This window comes from Streptomyces smaragdinus (genome assembly GCF_009604385.1).
GTDB lineage: Bacteria > Actinomycetota > Actinomycetes > Streptomycetales > Streptomycetaceae > Streptomyces > Streptomyces smaragdinus.
The window spans coordinates 45,235-62,849 of sequence record NZ_WEGJ01000010.1 but is presented as its reverse complement, the minus strand read 5'-3'; the positions used below and the strand labels follow the sequence as shown (position 1 = coordinate 62,849).

The 17,615-nt window shown below is 70.1% G+C and carries 17 protein-coding genes; 11 read left to right on the top strand and 6 right to left on the bottom strand.

What is annotated here, in order from left to right:
- Positions 1-86: 86 nt before the first annotated feature.
- Positions 87-1,529: an NCS2 family permease gene (locus SRB5_RS15800; protein ID WP_153452619.1), complete on the top strand. Its 1,443-nt coding sequence runs from the start codon at positions 87-89 to the stop codon at positions 1,527-1,529.
- Positions 1,530-1,606: 77 nt separating this feature from the next.
- Here SRB5_RS15800 and SRB5_RS15795 read toward each other — a convergent pair whose 3' ends face one another.
- Positions 1,607-1,789, bottom strand: a complete 183-nt coding sequence (locus SRB5_RS15795) for a ribbon-helix-helix protein, CopG family (protein WP_153452618.1) — start codon at positions 1,787-1,789, stop codon at positions 1,607-1,609.
- A 157-nt stretch (positions 1,790-1,946) separates the two neighbouring features.
- On the opposite strand from SRB5_RS15795, the gene SRB5_RS15790 reads away from it, so the two are divergent.
- From SRB5_RS15790 to thpR, 3 genes are read left to right on the top strand one after another with little or no spacing between them, the layout of a single operon-like run.
- Positions 1,947-2,384, top strand: coding sequence for a MarR family winged helix-turn-helix transcriptional regulator (locus SRB5_RS15790; RefSeq protein ID WP_153452617.1), 438 nt, complete (start codon positions 1,947-1,949; stop codon positions 2,382-2,384).
- 55 nt (positions 2,385-2,439) lie between these two features.
- The gene (locus SRB5_RS15785) at positions 2,440-3,759 is read left to right on the top strand and encodes an MFS transporter (protein ID WP_153452616.1); all 1,320 of its coding nucleotides are present in this window, start codon (positions 2,440-2,442) and stop codon (positions 3,757-3,759) included.
- A gap of 40 nt (positions 3,760-3,799) precedes the next feature.
- Positions 3,800-4,375: an RNA 2',3'-cyclic phosphodiesterase gene (gene thpR / locus SRB5_RS15780; protein WP_194292940.1), complete on the top strand. Its 576-nt coding sequence runs from the start codon at positions 3,800-3,802 to the stop codon at positions 4,373-4,375.
- Positions 4,376-4,502: 127 nt separating this feature from the next.
- Here the strand turns inward: thpR and SRB5_RS15775 are convergent, their stop codons facing one another.
- Positions 4,503-5,501: an aldo/keto reductase gene (locus SRB5_RS15775; protein WP_153452615.1), complete on the bottom strand. Its 999-nt coding sequence runs from the start codon at positions 5,499-5,501 to the stop codon at positions 4,503-4,505.
- Positions 5,502-5,529: 28 nt separating this feature from the next.
- A complete protein-coding gene (locus SRB5_RS15770) occupies positions 5,530-6,213 on the bottom strand; it encodes a GDSL-type esterase/lipase family protein (RefSeq protein WP_228390079.1) in 684 nt (227 codons plus the stop codon).
- A 69-nt stretch (positions 6,214-6,282) separates the two neighbouring features.
- On the opposite strand from SRB5_RS15770, the gene SRB5_RS15765 reads away from it, so the two are divergent.
- Both SRB5_RS15765 and SRB5_RS15760 read left to right on the top strand, forming a co-directional pair.
- Complete coding sequence (locus SRB5_RS15765; protein ID WP_153452614.1) at positions 6,283-7,254, top strand: TolB-like translocation protein; 972 nt, start codon at positions 6,283-6,285, stop codon at positions 7,252-7,254.
- Between the two features lie 62 nt (positions 7,255-7,316).
- Positions 7,317-8,669: a ligand-gated ion channel gene (locus SRB5_RS15760; RefSeq protein ID WP_194292939.1), complete on the top strand. Its 1,353-nt coding sequence runs from the start codon at positions 7,317-7,319 to the stop codon at positions 8,667-8,669.
- On the opposite strand, the gene SRB5_RS15755 is transcribed toward SRB5_RS15760, so the two are convergent.
- Together SRB5_RS15755 and serC are read right to left on the bottom strand one after the other, a co-directional pair.
- Entirely contained in the window at positions 8,670-9,260 is a 591-nt protein-coding gene (locus tag SRB5_RS15755; RefSeq protein ID WP_153452612.1) for a Uma2 family endonuclease, read from the bottom strand.
- A gap of 111 nt (positions 9,261-9,371) precedes the next feature.
- Complete coding sequence (gene serC / locus SRB5_RS15750) at positions 9,372-10,490, bottom strand: phosphoserine transaminase (protein ID WP_323377974.1); 1,119 nt, start codon at positions 10,488-10,490, stop codon at positions 9,372-9,374.
- Positions 10,491-10,876: 386 nt separating this feature from the next.
- Here serC and SRB5_RS15745 point away from each other — a divergent pair, with 386 nt between their 5' ends.
- Positions 10,877-11,710, top strand: coding sequence for a hypothetical protein (locus SRB5_RS15745; protein WP_153452611.1), 834 nt, complete (start codon positions 10,877-10,879; stop codon positions 11,708-11,710).
- Here SRB5_RS15745 and SRB5_RS37730 read toward each other — a convergent pair.
- Complete coding sequence (locus SRB5_RS37730) at positions 11,689-11,907, bottom strand: DUF6924 domain-containing protein (protein ID WP_407703926.1); 219 nt, start codon at positions 11,905-11,907, stop codon at positions 11,689-11,691. The genes SRB5_RS15745 and SRB5_RS37730 overlap by 22 nt on opposite strands.
- 306 nt (positions 11,908-12,213) lie before the next feature.
- Between SRB5_RS37730 and SRB5_RS15735 the strand changes: the two genes are divergently transcribed.
- The 4 genes from SRB5_RS15735 (at position 12,214) to SRB5_RS15720 (ending at position 17,608) form a co-directional block, all read left to right on the top strand.
- The gene (locus SRB5_RS15735; protein WP_153452609.1) at positions 12,214-13,356 is read left to right on the top strand and encodes a GH12 family glycosyl hydrolase domain-containing protein; all 1,143 of its coding nucleotides are present in this window, start codon (positions 12,214-12,216) and stop codon (positions 13,354-13,356) included.
- A gap of 213 nt (positions 13,357-13,569) precedes the next feature.
- A complete protein-coding gene (locus tag SRB5_RS15730; RefSeq protein ID WP_323377973.1) occupies positions 13,570-14,358 on the top strand; it encodes a TIGR03084 family metal-binding protein in 789 nt (262 codons plus the stop codon).
- Positions 14,359-14,411: 53 nt separating this feature from the next.
- Positions 14,412-16,013, top strand: coding sequence for an acyclic terpene utilization AtuA family protein (locus SRB5_RS15725; RefSeq protein WP_228390090.1), 1,602 nt, complete (start codon positions 14,412-14,414; stop codon positions 16,011-16,013).
- Positions 16,010-17,608 carry an acyl-CoA carboxylase subunit beta gene (locus tag SRB5_RS15720; RefSeq protein ID WP_323377971.1) on the top strand — a complete coding sequence of 533 codons (1,599 nt, stop codon included), beginning with the start codon at positions 16,010-16,012 and terminating at the stop codon, positions 17,606-17,608. The genes SRB5_RS15725 and SRB5_RS15720 overlap by 4 nt, the downstream gene beginning before the upstream one ends.
- Positions 17,609-17,615 lie beyond the last annotated feature (7 nt).

Sequence of the window (17,615 nt, the reverse complement as noted above, 5' to 3'; positions counted from 1 at the left end):
TGGTCAGCAGCACGGTCCGGCGTACCGGATACTGGGTTGGTACATAGGTACCAACCTCGCCCCCGCTTTCTCGTAAGGTCCTCCAAATGACGGTCGACGCACCACCCGCCGCACCCCCCGCCAACGGCCTTGATCACTTCTTCAAGATCAGCGAGCGGGGGTCCTCCTTCCCCCGTGAGATCCGCGGCGGTCTGGCCACCTTCTTCGCGATGGCCTACATCCTCGTGCTGAACCCGATCATCCTGGGCGCCGGCACGGACAAGTTCGGTCACCAGCTGGACGGCGGCGAGCTGGTCACCGCGACCGCGCTGGTCGCCGGTCTGACCACGGTCCTGATGGGCGTCATCGGCAACGTCCCGATCGCCATGGCGGCGGGCCTGGGCATCAACGCGGTCGTCTCCCTCCAGCTCGCGCCCCAGATGAGCTGGGCGGACGCGATGGGCATGGTGGTGCTCGCGGGTCTGATCATCATGCTGCTGGTCGCGACCGGTATGCGCGAGCGGGTCATGAACTCCATCCCCGCCGGGCTGCGCAAGGCCATCGCCATCGGCATCGGTCTGTTCATCGCCCTGATCGGCCTGGTCGACGCCGGTTTCGTGACCCGCGTCCCGGACGCCGCGCACACCACTGTCCCGGTGGGCCTGGGCATCGACGGCCGGCTCACCGGCTGGCCGATCCTGATCTTCGTGCTGGGCCTGGCCCTGACCTTCGTGCTGATCGTCCGCAAGGTCAACGGCGCCATCCTGATCAGCATCGTCACCATGACCGTGGTCGCGATCATCATCAACTCGGCCGCCTCGGTCCCCGACGCCTCCTGGGGCCTGACCGTCCCGCAGCTGCCGGACAAGGTCGTCGACTCCCCCGACTTCGGGCTGATCGGCGAGTTCAGCCTCTTCGGCGGCTTCCAGGAGGCCGGCATCCTCACCGGCTGCCTCTTCGTCTTCACCGTGCTGCTCTCCGGCTTCTTCGACGCCATGGGCACGATCCTCGGTGTGACCGACGAGGCCGGGCTGCTGGACGAGCAGGGCAAGCTGTCGAACATGGGCTCGGTGCTGATGGTGGACGGCGCCGCCGTCGCGCTGGGCGGGGCCGGCTCCGCCTCCGCCAACACCGCGTTCGTCGAGTCCGCGGCGGGCGTCGGCGAGGGCGCCCGGACGGGCTTCTCGAACCTGATCGCCGGCGGTCTCTTCCTGCTGGCCCTGGTCTTCACCCCGATCCTGACCATCGTGCCGCTGCAGGCCGCCACCCCGGCGCTGGTCGTCGTCGGCTTCCTGATCATGGCCGCCAACGTCACGACCATCGACTGGTCGGACCTGACGATCTCCGTGCCGGCGTTCCTGACGATGCTGGTGATGCCGTTCACGTACAGCATCACCAACGGCATCGGGATCGGCGTCCTGTCGTACATCCTGCTGAAGGCCGTCACCGGCCGCTCCCGCGAGGTGGCCTGGCCGCTGAACGTGGTGGGCGTGCTGTTCCTCGCGTACTTCCTGCTCGACCCGATCGAGCAGGTGTTCGGCCTCAAGTAGGTCCTGTCCTGTACGCGCCGTGTCCCCCGGGTGTCCCGATCGCCCGGGGGGCACGGCCGTCTTTGTGTACGAGGGTGTCAGGACGCCTCGTACAGCCGTTCCGTGCTCTCGACGGCGGCCTGGAACCGCTGGTCGAAGTCGTCGCGGACCATCGCGTGGACCACGTAGTCCTGGACGCTCATCCCCCGCCGGGCCGCGTGGCTCCGCAGCCGGTCGAGGAGCGCGCCGTCGATTCGCAGGCTGAGCACCTCTGTCCCCATGCCGTCAGGCTGCTGGTTCGTACGTCTGTCTGTGTCCCGATCCTGCGCATCCTCACCCGTTCGAGTGGAGTCCAGGTCGAGGCCGTAACTTCGCGTTCGGTATAAGGGGAGACGTTGCCCGCTTTCCTTAGTCAAGGTAATGAGGTACTCTAACAACATGCCTGAGCTGTCCAGCCCCGAAGACGCGGCGGCGATCAACGCACTGCGGTCCGCCGTGATGCGGCTGTCCCGCCGTATCCGCCACCACCGGGTGGACGAGTCGCTGAGCCCGACGGAGATGTCGGTGCTCGGCACCCTCTTCAGGTGCGGGCCCTGCACGCCCAGCGAGCTGGCCCGCAAGGAGCACGTCCAGCCCCCGTCCATGACGCGGATCGTCGCGCTGCTCGAGTCCAAGGGGCTGGTCACGCTCGACCCGCATCCGGACGACCGGCGGCAGAAGGTGGTGAGCCAGACCGAGCAGGCCCAGGGCCTGCTGGAGGAGGCCCGCGACCGGCGCAACGCCTTCCTGGCGGAGCTGGCCGAAACGCTCGACCCCGGCGAATGGGCGGCGCTGCGCGCCGCCGCACCCGTGCTGGAGAAGCTCGCGCATCTGTAAGACCGACCGGCGGCCGGCACGGCCGCATCCCCGACCCGCCAGGGAGGCGACGTCCTTGAGTACGGGACCCGGAGCAGACTCCGCACCCGCACCTAGCACTCCTACCTCGACCTTCAGCTCTCTACGCGTACGGAACTACCGGCTCTTCGCGACCGGCCAGATCATGTCCAACACGGGCACCTGGATGCAGCGCATCGCCCAGGACTGGCTCGTCCTCAGCCTGACCGGCTCCGCCGCGGCCGTCGGCATCACGGTCGCGATGCAGTTCCTGCCGATGCTGCTCTTCGGCCTGTACGGCGGCGTCATAGCCGACCGCTACCCGAAGCGGCGCATCCTGCTCATCACCCAGACCTTCATGGGCCTCACGGGCCTGGCGCTGGCCGCCCTGACGCTCGGCGGCGTGGTCGAGGTCTGGCATGTGTACGTACTGGCGTTCCTGGCCGGCCTGGCCACCGTCGTCGACAACCCGGCGCGGCAGGTCTTCGTGTCCGAGCTGGTCGGCCCCGACCAGCTGCGCAACGCGGTCAGTCTGAACGCGGCGAACTTCCAGACCGCCCGGCTCGTCGGCCCCGCGGTGGCGGGCATCCTGATCAGCGCGGTGGGCTCCGGGTGGGCCTTCCTGCTGAACGGGCTCTCCTTCATCGCCCCGATCACCGGGCTGCTCATGATGCGGATGTCCGAGCTCTACCCCGTGGAGCGCGCGCCGCGCGGCAAGGGCCAGCTCCGCGAGGGCCTGAAGTACGTCGCCGGCCGGCCCGAGCTGGTGTGGCCGATCGTGCTGGTCTTCTTCATCGGGACCTTCGGCTTCAACTTCCCGATCTGGCTCACCGCCTACGTCGACGACGTCTTCCACGGCGATGCCGGCCTGTACGGCGTGCTGAACTCGCTGCTTGCCGCCGGCTCCCTCGCGGGCGCGCTGTTCGCCGCCAAGCGCGGCGTGAGCCTGCTGCGGGTCACCGTGGGCGCGGCGCTCGCGTTCGGGCTGCTGGAGGTCGTCACGGCCATGGCGCCGACGCTGTGGCTGTTCGCGGTGCTGCTGGTGCCGACGGGCATGTTCGGCCTGCTGTTCAACGTCACCGCCAACTCCAACGTCCAGCTGCGGACGGACGAGGCGATGCGGGGGCGGGTGATGAGCCTGTTCATGATGGTCTTCGTCGGCGGTACGCCGCTGGGCGGACCCGTCGTGGGCTGGGTCACCGACACCTACGGGGCCAGGATCGGCTTCGTCGTCTGCGGCCTGGTCGCCGCCGCCGCCGCGACCGCCGTCGCGCTGGTCCTCGCCCGGTCCGGCGGGGTCCGGATCCGGCTCGACCTGCGGCGCGGGCAGAAGCATGTGCGGCTGGTGCCGCGTGAGGAGTACGCGCCGGCCGTGTGAGCCGTGGCGGGGGAGGCCCTGCGGCGGGCAGACTCGGGGCATGAGGCTGTTCGCCGCCGTGATCCCCCCGCCGGGCGCGCTCGCCGAGCTCGCCGCCGCCGCGTCCCCGCTGCACGCCCTGCCCGGCGCGCGGGAGCTGCGGTGGACGGAGCGGGCGGGGTGGCATCTGACGCTGGCGTTCTACGGGGACGTGCCGGACGACGTCGTACCGGAGCTGTCCGAGCGGCTGGCGCGGGCGGCTGCCCGGCGGAAGCCGCTGGAGCTCCGCCTCGAGAGCGGCGGGCACTTCGGCGACCGGGCGCTGTGGGCCGGTGTGACGGGAGACACCCGTGAGCTGCGTCGCCTCGCCGGGGCGGCCGGTGCGGCGGGGCGCCGGGCCGGGCTGGCGGTGAACGAGGAGCGCTCGTACCACCCCCACCTCACCCTCGCCCGCCAGGGCGGACACGGGTCCGTGCGGCTCGCGGCGCTCGCCTCGGAGCTGCGGGGATTCGCCGGGATCAGCTGGACCGCCGCGCGGCTGGAACTCGTCCGTTCGCATCTGCCGGGGGGCGGGATCCCGGGGCTGCAGCCGCGGTACGAGGTGGTCGGGGGATGGGCGCTGGGCGGGTCCGGTTAGGCTCGTCGGGTGGATGCCAAGACCCGTATGCGTGTCGTGAGCGGTGCGCTCGTGCTGATTTTCGTGATCGTCGCCGTGGCGGCCGCGCTCGGACGCTGATCCTCGCGCGGCCGCATTCGTGTGACGCCTACCAGGCGAACGCCTCCGGCGACTCGCCCGGGCCCGGGAAGATCTCGTCCAGGGCCGTCAGCAGTTCCTCCGACAGCTCCAGCTCGACTGCGCGCAGCGCCGAGTCCAGCTGCTCCTGCGTACGCGGGCCGACGATCGGACCCGTGACGCCGGGCCGCGTCAGCAGCCAGGCCAGAGCCACCTCGCCGGGCGCCAGGGCGTGCTTGTCCAGCAGGTCCTCGTACGCCTGGACCTTCTCGCGGACCGAGGAGTTCGCCAGGGCCTCCGCGCTGCGGCCGTTCGCCGCCCGGCCCGCCTCCCCGCTGTTCGCCCGCTTGATCGCGCCGCCCAGCAGCCCGCCGTGCAGCGGCGACCACGGGATCACCCCGAGGCCGTACGCCTTCGCCGCCGGGATGACCTCCATCTCGGCGCGGCGCTCCGCCAGGTTGTACAGGCACTGCTCGCTGACCAGGCCCAGGCTGCCGCGGCGCGCGGCGGTCTCGTTGGCCCGGGCGATGTGCCAGCCCGCATGGTTCGAGGACCCCGCGTACAGGATCTTGCCCTGCTGGATCAGGACCTCGATCGCCTGCCAGATCTCGTCCCACGGGGTGCGCCGGTCGACGTGGTGGAACTGATAGAGGTCGATGTAGTCCGTCTGCAGCCGCTTGAGCGACGCGTCCACCGCGCGGCGGATGTTCAGCGCGCTCAGCTTGTCGTGGTTGGGCCAGGGCAGTGCGTTGTCCCCGGCCATGTTGCCGTAGACCTTGGTCGCCAGGACGACCTTGTCGCGGTTCGCCGGGTTCTTGGCGAACCAGTTGCCGATGATCGTCTCGGTACGGCCCTTGTTGTCGCCCCAGCCGTAGACGTTGGCGGTGTCGAAGAAGTTCAGACCCGCGTCCAGCGCGGAGTCCATGATGGCGTGGCTGTCCTTCTGGTCGGTGTGCGGACCGAAGTTCATCGTGCCCAGCACCAGCCGGCTGACCTTCAGACCGGTGCGGCCCAGTTGCGTGTACTTCATGGGCCCAGCCAAACGCCTGGAGTGCGCTCTAAGCAAGGGTGTCCGGGCCGTACGGACCGCCGATCTCCCACGCCCGGTGGAGTGTGTCCGCGAACGCGGCCGCCAGCAGGTGCTCGCCGGCGGGGGAGGGGTGGGTGCCGTCGTGGGTGGCGTGGTCGAGGTCCCAGGGCTCGGGGCGGGGTGCCGGGAGGACGGGGGACTCCTCGGTGGAGAGGCCGTCGAGGGCCTTCGCCAGGAGGTCGTTGAAGTGCTCGCACTCCGCGCCGAACTCGGGGCGTTCGACCGCCCGTATGTTCCGCAGTACGGGCATGACGGCCATCCGTATGCCGGGGTTCGCGGCGCGGGCGGCCGCGACGAACGCGTGGACGTTCTCCAGGGTCTGCGGGGCGTTGGTGTAGAAGCCCAGGTCGATCAGGCCGAGGGAGACCAGCAGGGTGTCGGGACGGTGCTCCCGTACCGCCGCCCCGATCAGCGGCGCCATATGGAACCAGCCCTCGCCCCACCCGGCGAGATGCCGGCGCGGGAAGTCCGGGTCCGCGTACGCCTCGGACGTGTCGGTGTCCGTCGCCGGGTCGTGCAGCGCGGTGCGCGGGCCGACGACCGTGACGGGCGCGGGATGCGTACGGGCCAGATGCCGCCACAGCCGCAGGCGCCAGGTGTGCTCGCCGGCCCCGCCGACCGTCATGGAATCACCGACGAACATCAGACGCATCGCCATATCATCGGCCACCGGAACCCGGGGCGGGGCGTGACGTCCGCCACCCCATGGCAGGCTTGGCCCATGCCCAAGGCCCTCGCGGTGCTCGCCGCCGCCCTGCTCCTCGCGCTCGGCGCGAGCGTCCCCGCGGCCGCCGACGACGGCGGGTTCACCATCGACGACCCGCGGATCACCGAATCGTCCGGGCTGGCCGCCAGCCGGCAGCACCCGGGGGTGTACTGGACGCACAACGACAGCGACGACGGGCCGTACCTCTACGCCGTCGACTCCAGGACCGGGAAGACGGTCGCGACGCTCACCCTGAAGGGCATCGGGGAGCCGCGGGACGTCGAGGCGATCTCCGTCGGTCCGGGGAACGAGCTGTGGGTCGGCGACATCGGCGACAACATGAACGGCGCCTGGGACCACGTGTGGATCTACCGGCTGCCCGAGCCGAAGGAGCTGAAGGACGCCACCGTGCGGGCCGTGCAGTACAACGTGCGGTACGCCGACGGGCCGCGGGACGCCGAGTCGATGATGGTGCATCCGAAGACGGGGCGGGTCTACATCGTCAGCAAGGTGGAGGGCGGCGGGGCGCTGTACGAGGGGCCCAAGTCGCTGGCGCCGCAGGGGATGAACGTCTTCCGGAAGGTCGCCCCCATCGACCTGTGGGCGACGGACGGCGCCTTCTCGCCGGACGGGAAGCGGCTCGCGGTGCGCAGCTATCTGGGCGGGCGGAAGTACCGCTGGGAGGACGGGAGGCCGGTCGAGGACGGGACGCTGGCGGTGCCGATCCAGCGGCAGGGGGAGTCGATGACGTACAGCGCGGACGGGCGTGCGCTGCTGTTCGGGACGGAGGGCGGGGGGAGCTCGGTCGAGTCCGTGGAGGTCGCGGGGTCCGGGGACGGGAAGCCCTCGGCGCCGTCGGGGTCGGGCGGGGGCGCGTCGGATGCCGCGGGGGGCTCGAGGGACCGGAAGCTGTATCTGGGGGTGCTGGTGGGGGCCGGGGTGATCGCGGTGGTGTCGCTGGGGCGGCGGGCTTCGCGGCGGCGGTGAGGGTTTGGTCCATCCGGCGGTAAGCGGTTGCGTGGCGCTGACCTCCCGGTTTGATGGGGAGGGTGGACAGGAATACGGCGACGAAGCAGCCTTTGCCCAGCTGGACGCGCACGGCCCGGATCGTGGAGTGGGTCATACTGGCGGTCGCGGTCGCCGCGTTCGTCGTGGCACTGGTGGTGTACTTCCGGCACAACGAGGGCGAGGGCCCGCTGCAGGGCTGGGCGTGGGTCGCCGCGACCGGCGCGCTGGCGCTGCTCGCGCTGATCCTGGTGACCGTCCGGCCGCTGTCGCTGGTGCGGTGGCGGATGGTGCTGTCGTCCGTGCTGGCCTCGCTGGTGCTGGCCGGAGGGACGGTCTTCACCTGGACGCTGATCAGCAAGAACGACGCGGAGGTGCTGTCCGCCGGCACGCTGGTGAACTCCCCGCGGGAGGCCGCGGAGTTCCTGCGGCACGAGGACGGTGACAACGGCCGGCAGCAGATCCCCGTCGGGGTGTTCGTCCAGCAGCTGTCCTTCGACGGGCCGAGCGCGGTCAAGGTCAGCGGCTATGTGTGGCAGCGGCTGCCGAAGGGCTTCCCGGAGTCCATGCAGGGTGTCGTGCTGCCGGACGCGGAGGACTCGTACGCCTCGAAGGAGGTCTACCGCGACGTCCACCGCGACGGCACCACCACCGTCGGCTGGTACTTCAACGCGCGGCTCGCGCAGGGCTTCGACTACGAGCGCTATCCGTTCGACCGGCAGAGCGTCCAGCTCCGGCTGTGGAGCTCGGACCGGGCGGACGACTCGATGACGCTGGTCCCCGACTTCCGCTCGTACCCGCCGTGGGACGTGCAGAAGGTCTACGGCGTCGATCCCGGCGTGGTGTTCCCCGGCTGGCAGCCGACGTTCACGAGCTGGAGCTACCAGCACGTCGACTACCACACCACCCTGGGCGGCAACACCCGCCCCTACGCCCACTCCCCTCCCGTCCCACCGGACCTGTACTTCAACCTGGGCGTGGCCCGCGAGTGGCAGGCCCCGCTGCTGAGCAGCCTGACGCGTTGGCTGATCGTCGCGTTCATCATCTTCCTGGCGCTGTTCGTCTACTCGAAGGACAAGGGCGAACTCCGCCCGAACCTGGGCTTCTCCACCTGGGCGGTGATCACGTTCAGCGTGTCGATGCTGCTGGTGATCGTCGTCGACCAGACCTCGGTCCGCCAGTACACGGGCACGGCGATGGCGTACGTCGAATGGTTCGCGCTGGCGTTGTATGTGGTGATCATGATGGTGGCCCTGAACGCGGTCCTCCTGACCAGCCGGGTCAAGGCCCCGGGCCTGGAGTGGCAGGACAACCGGATCGCGAAGCTGGCGTACTGGCCGCTGTTGTTCGCGATGGTGTTCGCGGCGACGTTGTATGTGTTCAGTCCGCGGTGGTGATCAGTCGTGGGGGAAGGCGTCCGTGGCGATCTTGAGGCCCACGGGGGTGTCCGTCAGGTCGATCTCGACGCCGAAGGCCAGGGTGAGTTCTGAGACGAACTCTCCGTCCTTGGGCTGGGTGTAGACGTGGCACTTGCGCTGATAGGGATCGACGACGAGATAGACCGGGACCTCGGCGGTGGCATACGCGGCCTTCTTGGGACCGTAGTCGTTCGTGGCTGTGTCACGGGAGATCACCTCGACGATGAACTCCACGTCCTGATACAGCCACCGTCCCTTGTCGTTCCGTACCGCCCCTTCCCGGAACTTCGCCAGATCGGGGCAGAAGCCATTCCGGTCACCCGGGAAGTCGATGCGAACATCGGAGAACAGCTTGGCGCTCCGGCCGAAGTGGCTCCGCAGCATGAAAGCGAGCTCCAGGATGATTTCCCAGTGTGTGTCCCGCTGCGGCGACATGTGGATGGCCCCCTCGACGATGTCCACCTTGTATCCCTCGGGGACGGGCATGCGCTCGAGCAACTGGAAGATCTCGTCCAGGGTCTGCTCGTCGTCAACGGCTGCTTCGATCCTGTCGTCGGTCACGACGGTCATTGTGCCGCTCCTCCCCGGCGCCGGGTGCGTTCCGACAGCCGCAAACAAAAACGATACGCACCGTGAATGGTCACGGTGCGTATCGAGGGATGATCGGAGAAGCCGGAAGGGTCAGAGCTTCCCGACGACGTAGTCGACGCACGCCGTCAGCGCCTCGACGTCCGCCGGGTCCACCGCCGGGAACATCGCGACGCGCAGCTGGTTGCGGCCCAGCTTGCGGTACGGCTCCGTGTCGACGATGCCGTTCGCCCGCAGCGCCTTGGCGATCGCCGCCGCGTCCACGCCGTCCGCGAAGTCGATCGTGCCGACGACCTGCGAACGCTGCGCCGGGTCGGTGACGAACGGGGTCGCGTACTCGGAGCGGTCCGCCCAGCCGTACAGCCGCGAGGAGGAGTCCGCCGTGCGCTCCACGGCCCACTTCAGGCCGCCCTGGCCGTTGATCCAGTCCAGCTGCTCGGCGAGCAGGAAGAGGGTGGCGAGGGCGGGGGTGTTGTACGTCTGGTTCTTGCGGGAGTTGTCGATCGCCGTCGGCAGCGAGAAGAACTCAGGGATGTGCCGGCCGGAGGCGTGGATCGCCTCCGCGCGGGCCAGCGCGGCGGGGGAGAACACGCCGAGCCACAGGCCGCCGTCCGCGGCGAAGGACTTCTGCGGGGCGAAGTAGTAGACGTCCGTCTGCGCGATGTCCACCGGCAGACCGCCGGCGCCGGACGTCGCGTCGACCAGGACGAGGGAGCCCTCGTCCGCCCCGGCCACCCGCCGCACGGGCAGGGCGACACCGGTGGAGGTCTCGTTGTGGGTGAGGGCGTACACGTCGACGCCCGCCTCGGCGACCGGCACCGGGTGCGTACCCGGGTCGGAGGAGACCACCGACGGCTCGTCGAGCCACGGCGCGAGCTTGGACGCCTTCGCGAACTTCGAGGAGAACTCGCCGAACGTCAGATGCTGCGACTTGCGCTCGATCAGACCGTGCGTGGCGATGTCCCAGAACGCGGTGGAGCCGCCGTTCCCGAGGATCACCTCGTAGCCCTCGGGCAGCGAGAACAGCTCGGAGATCCCGTCACGCACCCGGCCCACGAGGTTCTTCACGGGGGCCTGGCGATGGGACGTGCCGAGGAGAGAGGTACCGGTGGCGGCCAGGGCCTGAACGGCCTCAGTACGCACCTTGGAGGGGCCCGAGCCGAACCGGCCGTCGGCGGGCTTGATGTCAGCGGGAATCTGGATCTCAGCCACGCCCGAAGCCTAGCCCCCCGGGGGGCCCGCACCATGCCACGTCCAGGGGGTGAGACGGTTTGTCCGTTCCTCTGCTTTTCGGAAACCGTTCGACGGGGCGGGACGTCTTTACGGGCAGGGGGACGGCCTCCCGCCCGGGCCCCGGCTCCTCACCGCCGGCGCCACGGGATTCCCGCCGCCGACATCCCCCGCACGTCGCGGCCCGGACTGCAGCCGGGCTGGGGCGAATGGGAGTTCGCCCCAGCCGCGGTCAGGAGACCTGGTGCCTCGGGCACCGGCATGGTGGCCGTGTCGAGGAGAGCTCCGTCGGGCTCCACGTTCAGAAATCGCATATTTGTGCCGGTTTTCGTCTGTTCTATGACCCAGATCTTCGTGATGCTGGATGAATGCGAAAACGGAAAGTCAAACGATCACCGGAGTTACCCCGGCCCAGTACATCGGCAGAAGAGGCGGGCCCCTCCGCCCACCCGGTCGGCGGAAGGATCTGTGCGGTACGCCGCGGGCTCCACGATGTCTGGTTCGTTTCGACGCCGATCGTCTTCGATTTCTGTACTCCGGAGCCCGGATCGGCGGCTCTCACCGTCCCCTGCAGTACGGACACCTTGCGGCAGTGGTGGGACGCGGGCAGGGAGTACCAGCAGGCCCTCTCCCGGGTCGCGGACGAGTTCCGGGTCGTCCACGAGAAGGTGGCGCGGACCCCGGTGCTTGACCGGAGTCGGCGCGTCATGCGTCGTCTGGAAGATGCCCGGGATCGTCGTGCGGAGGAATCCCGTCGGGCGGACGCGGCCTACACCCCTGTACGCGAGACGATTTCCGGCCTGCTGTTCGAGGAGCGTCGGAAACGGCAGCGGAAAGTGGTTCGTGAGGAGAACTGGGGTTGGGCGGAAGGTGAGGACGGGACCGTTCTCGTTTTCCGCCACGATGTCCCGTCCCCGGATTTCCCCGAAGCGATCACGGCGGGCCGGCCGCGCATGACCCTTTGGGAGCTGCGAGAGGTCATGGTCGAGTCGGGTGTTCTCAGGGTCGCCCGTTGGGACGAGGCTGCGGTCGCCGCCACGGACCGGGAGCTGTGCGACATCAGCCTCGCCTCCTTGTGGCGCCACCATTTCCAGGAGGACTTCTACGCCCGCCACGTGACCCGCCCCTCCGACGACAAGGGCTACCCCTCCGGCGGCAGCGGCATCCTCGGAACGGGCGGTTACATCGGAAGCAGCTTCTGACCGGGGACCGGTGTCCAGCGCGGCCGGAGGACGCCGTCCGGGGTGCGGGCCGCCTGGTGGGCGAACTTCCTGAAGTCCACGTTGCCTACGGACAGGTTCGCGTGGACGTCGTGGGCCGCCGCCGGGGTGGTGCGGAACTCGCGGGGTGCCGGGTTATCGCGGCGGGATTGTGGACGTAGGGCTCGAACTCCCCGGATTCGCCTCCGGGGCGGGTGCGTTCGGTCAGGGCCGTCTCCGTCCGCACGGCCAGCAGGTCGTATTCGCCGCGTCCTGTGATCTCCGGGAAATCGGTCATGTCGCGCTCCTCCCGTTCTGCCTCGACTCTGGCACAGGGGTCTGACAACGGACCGTGGCCTCGGGTCTCTCGCATCGTCTTGTCAGGGGCATGGGTTGCTTCTAAGGTTCTGGGGACACAACGAGTGGGAGCGCTCCCACGCGTCATCTCACGAAGGCGCGTCCCTCACTGATCCGAATCCCCACAACCTCGGAGAAGGTCGCTCACCATGAGACTCTCAACGCCCCGTGACAGGGCGTACCGTCCGCTGACGGCGCTGCTGACCGCGCTCGCCGCCATCCTGGGCATCCTCGCCGCGCTGCTCGCGACGACCGGCACGGCGCAGGCGGACACCCTGATCTGCGAGCAGTTCGGCTCGACGACGATCCAGGGCAAGTACGTCGTGCAGAACAACCGCTGGGGCACCAGCGAGCAGCAGTGCGTCAACGCCACCAACAGCGGCTTCCAGCTGACCACCGCGAACGGCTCGGTGCCCACCAACGGCGCCCCGAAGTCGTACCCGTCGGTTTTCAACGGCTGTCACTACACCAACTGCTCACCGGGCACCAACCTCCCGGCGCAGATCAGCAAGATCTCCAGCGCGCCCACCAGCATTTCGTACGGCTTTGTCAGCAACGCCGTCTACAACGCGTCGTTCGACATCTGGGTGGACCCGACGCCCAAGAAGGACGGTGTCAACGCGACCGAGATCATGATCTGGCTCAACCGTGTCGGCTCGATCCAGCCTATCGGCTCGCCGGTGGGCAACGTCTCCGTCGGCGGCCGGACCTGGGAGCTGTGGTCGGGCAACAACGGCGGCAACGAAGTGCTCTCCTTCGTCGCCCCGTCCGCCGTCAGCAGCTACAGCTTCGACGTGATGGACTTCGTTCGCCAGACCATATCCCGCGGCAAGGCGCAGAACAGCTGGTACCTCACCAGCATCCAGGCGGGCTTCGAGCCGTGGCAGAACGGCGCCGGTCTCGCGGTGAACAACTTCTCGTCCGCCGTGAACCTCGGTGGCGGCGACGACGGCGGCACCACGCCTCCGCCGCCCGGTGGCTGCGACGTGACGTACGCGACCCAGAACTGGACCGACGGCTTCACCGCCAACGTCACGGTGAAGAACGGCGGCGGCAGCGCGATCAACAACTGGCAGCTCGCCTTCACCCTGCCGTCCGGCCAGCGGATCACCAACGTCTGGAACGGTACGGTCTCGCCGTCCTCCGGTGCGGTCACGGCGCGCGGCCAGAGCTACAACGCGAACCTGGCGGCCGGCGCCTCGACGAGCTTCGGCTTCCAGGGCACGTACAGCGGCGGCTTCAGCAAGCCGTCGTCGTTCTCGCTGAACGGCACGGCGTGCCGGGTGCTGTGATCCACGCGTTCCGCTGAACCATCCCCCGGGTGCGGACCCGGGTGCCCCGACCGGGCGCCCGGGTCCGCTTCGGTTTCCCGGGGCCCGAGCGTCCGCCTCGCCGCCCCAGGAGCTCACCCCCACAGACAATCCGCCTCGGAAAACCATGCAAGCGTGCTTGATTGTTTCTTGAACCACTGGCACTCTCGGGTCAGCCGACCAGGGGAGCCCGACGTGGCCGAACCGAACGCACTGCTCGACGACCTCCGCGCCGAAGGGGCGGAGCTGGAGACGCTCGTACGGCCGCTCACCGCGGCGCAGTGGGCGACGCCCACGCCCGCCGCCGGATGGACCGTCGCGCACCAGATCGCCCACCTCGCCTGGACGGACGCCCAGTCGCTGCTCGCCGCCACCGACCCCGAGGGCTTCGCGAAGGTCGTCGAGGAGGCCGTCACCCGGTTCGACACCTTCGTCGACGAGGGCGCGGAGGCCGGCGCCCAGGACGACCCGGCCATCCTCCTCGACCGCTGGGCCAAGGGCCGCGTCGCCCTCGCCGACGCCCTCGCCGCCAAGCCGAAGGGGGAGCGCATCCCCTGGTTCGGCCCGCCGATGAGCGCCGCCTCCATGGCCACCGCCCGGCTGATGGAGACCTGGGCGCACGCCCTCGACGTCGCGGACGCGCTCGGTGTACGGCGGGAGCCGACCGCACGGCTGCGGCACGTCGCCTGGATCGGCGTACGGGCCCGCGACAACGCGTACGCCACCCACGGGCTGACGCCCCCCGCCGAGCAGTTCCGCGTGGAGCTCACCGCGCCGGACGGCGACGAGGTCTGGGCGTACGGGCCGGAGGGCGCCCCGCAGCGGGTCACGGGGAGCGCGCTGGACTTCTGTCTGCTCGCCGTCCGGCGGGTGCACCGGGACGACACCGGCCTGACGGCCGAGGGGGCGGACGCCGACCGGTGGCTGGACATCGTGCAGGCCTTCGTCGGCCCGCCCGGCGCCGGACGGGAGTCCGCCCGGTGAGGATCGGCAACGCCTCCGGCTTCTACGGCGACCGCTTCGACGCCGTGCGCGAGATGCTCACCGGCGGGGAGCTCGACGTCCTCACCGGGGACTATCTCGCCGAGCTGACGATGCTCATCCTCGGCCGGGACCGCCTGAAGGACCCCGCCCTCGGCTACGCCAAGACCTACCTCCGCCAGCTCGAGGACGGCCTCGGCCTCGCCCACGAGCGCGGCGTCAAGCTCGTCGCCAACGCCGGCGGCCTCAACCCCGCCGGCCTCGCGCGGCGCATCGGGGAGCTGGCGGAACGCGTCGGGGTGCCGATGCGGGTGGCGTACGTCGAGGGCGACGATCTCACCGCGCGCTACCCCGGCGCCCTCGCCGCAAACGCCTATCTGGGCGGCTGGGGGATCACCGCTTGCCTGCGGGCGGGCGCCGACGTGGTCGTCACGGGGCGCGTGGCGGACGCCGCTTTGGTGAGCGGTGCCGCCGCCGCGCACTTCGGCTGGGCGGAGGATGATTTCGACGCCCTCGCGGGGGCGGTCGTCGCGGGGCACGTGCTGGAGTGCGGGACGCAGGCGACGGGGGGCAACTACTCGTTCTTCACCGAGCACGACGTCCGCCGCCCCGGTTTCCCCCTCGCGGAGATCGATGCGGACGGCAGCAGCGTCATCACCAAGCACCCCGGTACGGGCGGCGCGGTGACGGTCGAGACGGTCACCGCCCAGCTGCTGTACGAGACGGGCCCCGTCCGCTACCCCGGCCCCGATGTGACCGCCCGCCTCGACACCGTCCGGCTGACCGCCGACGGCGTGGACCGGGTGCGTATCGACGGTGTACGGGGCGAGGCCCCGCCGCCCGACCTCAAGGTGGGCCTCAGCCGGCTCGGCGGATGGCGCAACGAGACGGTCTTCGTGCTCACGGGGCTGGACGTGGACGCCAAGGCCGCCCTGGTCAAGGAGCAGCTGGCCCCCGTGCTCGCCGGCGTGAAGGACGTCCGCTGGACGCTCGCCCGCACCGACAGGGCGGACGCCCCGTCGGAGGAGGAGGCCAGCGCCCTGTTGCGGCTCGTCGTACGGGACCAGGACGCCGACGCCGTCGGGCGGGCGTTCTCCGGCGCCGGGATCGAGCTGGCGCTGGCGAGCTACCCCGGGTTCCACGTCACCGCCCCGCCGGGGAAGGCGAGCCCGTACGGGGTCTTCGAGGCGGCGTACGTACCGCAGGGCGACGTACCGCACACGGCGGTGCTGCCGGACGGGACGCGGACGGACGTATCGAAACCGCCGGCCCACAAAGCACTCGAACCGGTCCCGGAGCCGGACCTGCCACCACGCCGAGAAGGACCCACCCGACGAGCCCCCCTCGGCACCCTCGCCGGCGCCCGCAGCGGCGACAAGGGCGGCGACGCCAACCTCGGCGTCTGGGCCCGTACGGACGCCGCCTGGCACTGGCTCGCGAACGAGCTGACCGTCGACCGGCTGCGCGAACTCCTCCCGGAGACCGCCCCCCTCGACGTCGAACGGCACACCCTGCCGAACCTGCGCGCGGTGAACTTCGTCGTCCGGGGACTCCTCGGCGAAGGCGTCGCCTCCCAGGCCCGCTTCGACCCGCAGGCGAAGGCGCTGGGGGAGTGGCTGCGGTCCCGGCTCGTCGACATCCCGGAGGAAATCCTGTGACCGTCCTGCCCACCGCGCTCGACACGGCGTCGGCGGACTACACCGCCAACCGCGACGCCATGCTGGCCAAACTTGACGAGCTGGAGGGGGAGCACGCCAAGGCCCTCGCGGGCGGCGGCGAGAAGTACGTCGCCCGCCACCGCAAGCGCGGCAAGCTGCTCGCCCGCGAACGCATCGAGCTACTGCTCGACCCGGACACCCCGTTCCTCGAACTGTCGCCTCTCGCCGCCTGGGGCAGCGAGTACCCCGTCGGCGCCTCGATGGTCACCGGCATCGGCACCGTCGAGGGCGTCGAGTGCCTCATCACCGCCAACGACCCCACCGTCCGCGGCGGCGCGTCCAACCCGTGGACCCTGAAGAAGGCCTTCCGCGCGCACGAGATCGGCTACGCCAACCGCCTCCCCTCCATCCACCTCGTGGAGTCGGGCGGCGCCGATCTGCCCAGCCAGAAGGAGATCTTCATCCCGGGCGGCGCCCTCTTCAAACACCTCACCCAGTCGAGCGCCGCCGGGATCCCCAACCTCGCCGTCGTCTTCGGCAACTCCACCGCCGGCGGCGCGTACGTGCCCGGCATGTGCGACCACGTGATCATGGTCAAGGAGCGGGCGAAGGTGTTCCTCGGCGGCCCGCCGCTGGTGAAGATGGCCACCGGCGAGGAGTCCGACGACGAGTCGCTGGGCGGCGCGGAGATGCACGCCCGCACGTCCGGCCTCGCGGACTACTTCGCCGTCGACGAGGAGGACGCGATCCGCCGGGCCCGGCTGGTCGTCAAGCGCCTCAACTGGCGCAAGGCGTACCCCGACCCGGGCCCCGCCGAGCCGCCGAAGTACGACGAGGAGGAGCTCCTCGGCATCGTCTCCGGCGATCTGAAGGTCCCCTTCGATCCGCGCGAGGTCATCGCCCGGCTGGTCGACGGCTCGGACTTCGACGAGTTCAAGCCGCTGTACGGCACCAGCCTCGTCACCGGCTGGGCGGCGCTGCACGGCTACCCCGTCGGCATCCTGGCGAACGCGCAGGGCGTGCTGTTCAGCGCGGAGTCGCAGAAGGCCGCCCAGTTCATCCAGCTCGCCAACCAGCGCGACATCCCCCTGCTCTTCCTGCACAACACCACCGGCTACATGGTCGGCAAGGAGTACGAGCAGGGCGGCATCATCAAGCACGGCGCCCAGATGATCAACGCGGTGTCCAACTCCAGGGTCCCGCATCTGTCGGTGCTGATGGGCGCCTCGTACGGGGCCGGGCACTACGGCATGTGCGGCCGCGCGTACGACCCGCGCTTCCTCTTCGCCTGGCCCAGCGCCAAGTCCGCCGTGATGGGGCCGCAGCAGCTGGCGGGGGTGCTGTCGATCGTGGCGCGCGCGTCCGCGCTGGCGAAGGGGCAGCCGTACGACGACGAGGGGGACGCCGCTCTGCGGGCGATGGTGGAGCAGCAGATCGAATCCGAATCGCTGCCCGTCTTCCTCTCCGGGCGGCTGTACGACGACGGCGTCATCGACCCCCGCGACACGCGCACCGTTCTCGGCCTGTGCCTGTCGGCCGTGCACAACGCGCCCTTCGAGGGCGTACGTGACGGCTACGGCATCTTCCGGATGTGAGGCTCGA